This window comes from Acinetobacter sp. UBA6526 (genome assembly GCF_002434875.1).
Classification (GTDB): domain Bacteria; phylum Pseudomonadota; class Gammaproteobacteria; order Pseudomonadales; family Moraxellaceae; genus Acinetobacter; species Acinetobacter venetianus.
The window spans coordinates 885-3406 of the sequence record NZ_DJLC01000099.1; the positions used below are offsets into that span (position 1 = coordinate 885).

Below are 2522 nucleotides of genomic sequence, written 5' to 3' on the forward strand. Positions count from 1 at the left end.
CAAGGATTGATGCAATTAATGCCTGCCACTGCGCGTCGTTTTAATGTCAGCAATGCTTATGATCCGCAACAAAATATTTTTGCAGGGGCCAAATACCTTAGTTGGCTTCTCAAGCGTTTTAATGGTGATACACGTCTTGCAATCGCAGCGTATAACGCAGGTGAAGGCAATGTTGATAAATACGGCGGGATTCCCCCTTTCCGTGAAACACAGGATTACGTCCGTCGCGTCACCAGTAGATACCAAAATCTTTATGCTTCAGGTTTAGGTACTAATCTTTCAGAATCAAGTAATAATAATCAGACAGGGCAAGTATTAGCGCAATCAGCCAACTACACGAGTTCTAACAATTCAAGCTCTCCAACCGCTACTCCGCCACCTAAACAATATAATCGTCAAATTATCACACTTGCTGATGGTACTTTTACGGATGCGCCAGCTGGAACCTATACCACAGCAAATGCCGTCGCTTCCGCGCACATCCGTTTGAGTGATTAAGAATCTATAACCAATTCTCATGTGATGATTTTGTTATCTATTTTTGATCAAAATGACTTTCAAGTAACTGTTTCTCTGCTAATTCATTATTTTATTAGCTAAATGTATCTGCACATAATTTTTGCTTGAATTTTTAGGGTTCACCCTGCATATTAACGTTATGATTTATAATTTGTAAATCAGATCACTTTTTCTCTATAAGAGGGTTTTCTCAATGATGCGGATTGGTTTGTTCTTGCTTACCAACCTCGCGGTACTGGTTGTAGCTGGCATTATTTTGTCACTCTTCGGTGTCGGTAGTTACCATGGCGCGGGTGGCTTAAACCTAGGCAACCTATTAGTCGTCTGTTTTGTGTTTGGTATGGTGGGTTCGATTATTTCCCTACTCATGTCAAAGTGGATGGCTAAAAAAACCACTGGAACTGAATTAATCGACCCTAATGCACCTCGTAATCAGGCTGAAGCGTGGTTATTACAAGAAGTTGCTCAACTCTCTCAACGTGCAGGTATTAACATGCCTGAGGTTGGTATTTTCCCATCTTATCAGTCAAATGCATTTGCGACTGGTTGGAATAAAAATGATGCGCTGGTAGCTGTTTCGACAGGCTTATTAGAGCGTATGAATAAAGATGAGCTTCGTGCAGTACTTGCACATGAGATTGGTCACGTTGCTAACGGTGATATGGTGACACTTGCTTTGATTCAAGGTGTTGTAAACGCCTTCGTCATGTTCTTTGCACGTATTGCTGGTGACTTTATTGATCGTAATGTGTTTGGTCGTGAAGATGGTGAAGCACCCGGTCTTGCATATTTTGCGATTACCATCGTACTTGATATCGTATTCGGTATTTTGGCGTCTGCGATTGTGATGTGGTTCTCTCGTCAACGTGAATATCGCGCTGATGAAGCTGGAGCACGCTTAGCAGGTAAACAGGCAATGATTTCTGCGCTACTTCGTTTACAAGCAGAATCTGAAATGCCTGATCAAATGCCTAAAGAAATGAAAGCATTTGCGATTGCGGAAGGTAAGGAACAAGGTTTTAGCTTAGCGGCTTTATTCCAAACCCACCCAACAATTGAACAACGTGTTGCTGCGTTACAGCAATTAAATGTTCAATAATCAAAAATAGATGAAAAATAAAGCCTCCATTTGGAGGCTTTATTGTTTTAATCACAAATTCGTTAACTAGCTTTGAAAGATTGATAGAGCTGCCATGCATAGCTAAAACCAGCCCATAGGGCAATCAGTAATAACAAAACAACGGCTATTCCTAATAAGTCTGGAATACGTAACCAAATCCAGCTTACGATAGGATTTCGCCAAAAAGCTGAATTTTTTTGCTTTTGCTCTAAAGACTCATGTAAGAATGGATGTACCACATGAATATCATTGTCAACCTGATATTCCTCACGAATATGATCATGTACAATTTCTAATGTCTTGCGACTTGGGCGAATAAATACATCAAATAACGTCCCAACGATTGGTACAAATCCAACCAACATATCCATGATGGCTAATTTAACCACCCCATTTAATTTATGTTGAGGAACTCCAACCTCTCGTGCTTTTTTAAAAGCATAAAGTGTCAAAATAAATCCAGCGATATCACCTGCAAAAGGAACTGTACTTAACGCAGCATCGGCGCCCACACCTTGCTTAGTAAATGGGATACGCACCAAACTATCCATCGTATTTGCAAATTTAGCTAAGTCCCGTTCAACAGCAACTGCTTGCTGTTGAGTTAATTTTTTTTGTTGGGTCTGATTAGACATTCATTTAACCTAAACAACGTTTATGTATTGAGAATAAAGTAGTTTTTTAGTTTTGTCGGTACAAAAATTATTACTTACTTAGAATAAAATCATCGAAGCAATAAATAAGTACACAATGACGCCTGTTGCATCACAAATCGATGTCACCAAAGGTGCAGATGCACTAGCAGGATCAAGCCCGACCTTATTTAAAATAAACGGTAGGCTCATGCCAATTAAACAGCCCATTAACACAATACCCATCATGC

General features: G+C 39.8%; 4 protein-coding genes. 2 read left to right on the forward strand and 2 right to left on the reverse strand.

Going from position 1 to position 2522, the window contains the following annotated elements; all coding sequences use genetic code 11:
* Both B4237_RS06345 and htpX read left to right on the forward strand, forming a co-directional pair.
* On the forward strand, window positions 1-498 hold a 498-nt coding region (locus B4237_RS06345), incomplete at its 5' end, for a lytic transglycosylase domain-containing protein (RefSeq protein WP_286942227.1).
* 214 nt (window positions 499-712) lie between these two features.
* Complete coding sequence (gene htpX / locus B4237_RS06350) at window positions 713-1618, forward strand: protease HtpX (RefSeq protein WP_004878303.1); 906 nt, start codon at window positions 713-715, stop codon at window positions 1616-1618.
* Between the two features lie 62 nt (window positions 1619-1680).
* On the opposite strand, the gene B4237_RS06355 is transcribed toward htpX, so the two are convergent.
* Together B4237_RS06355 and B4237_RS06360 are read right to left on the reverse strand one after the other, a co-directional pair.
* The gene (locus B4237_RS06355; RefSeq protein WP_004878301.1) at window positions 1681-2274 is read right to left on the reverse strand and encodes a DUF4112 domain-containing protein; all 594 of its coding nucleotides are present in this window, start codon (window positions 2272-2274) and stop codon (window positions 1681-1683) included.
* A 78-nt stretch (window positions 2275-2352) separates the two neighbouring features.
* A partial coding sequence (locus B4237_RS06360; RefSeq protein WP_286942230.1) for a magnesium transporter occupies window positions 2353-2522 on the reverse strand: 170 nt, incomplete at its 5' end.

What these genes read in the sequence shown, in the direction of transcription:
- B4237_RS06355 (WP_004878301.1), bottom strand. Translation starts at nt 2,274, where the DNA reads ATGTCTAATCAGACCCAACAAAAAAAATTAACTCAACAGCAAGCAGTT.
- htpX (WP_004878303.1), top strand. Translation starts at nt 713, where the DNA reads ATGATGCGGATTGGTTTGTTCTTGCTTACCAACCTCGCGGTACTGGTT.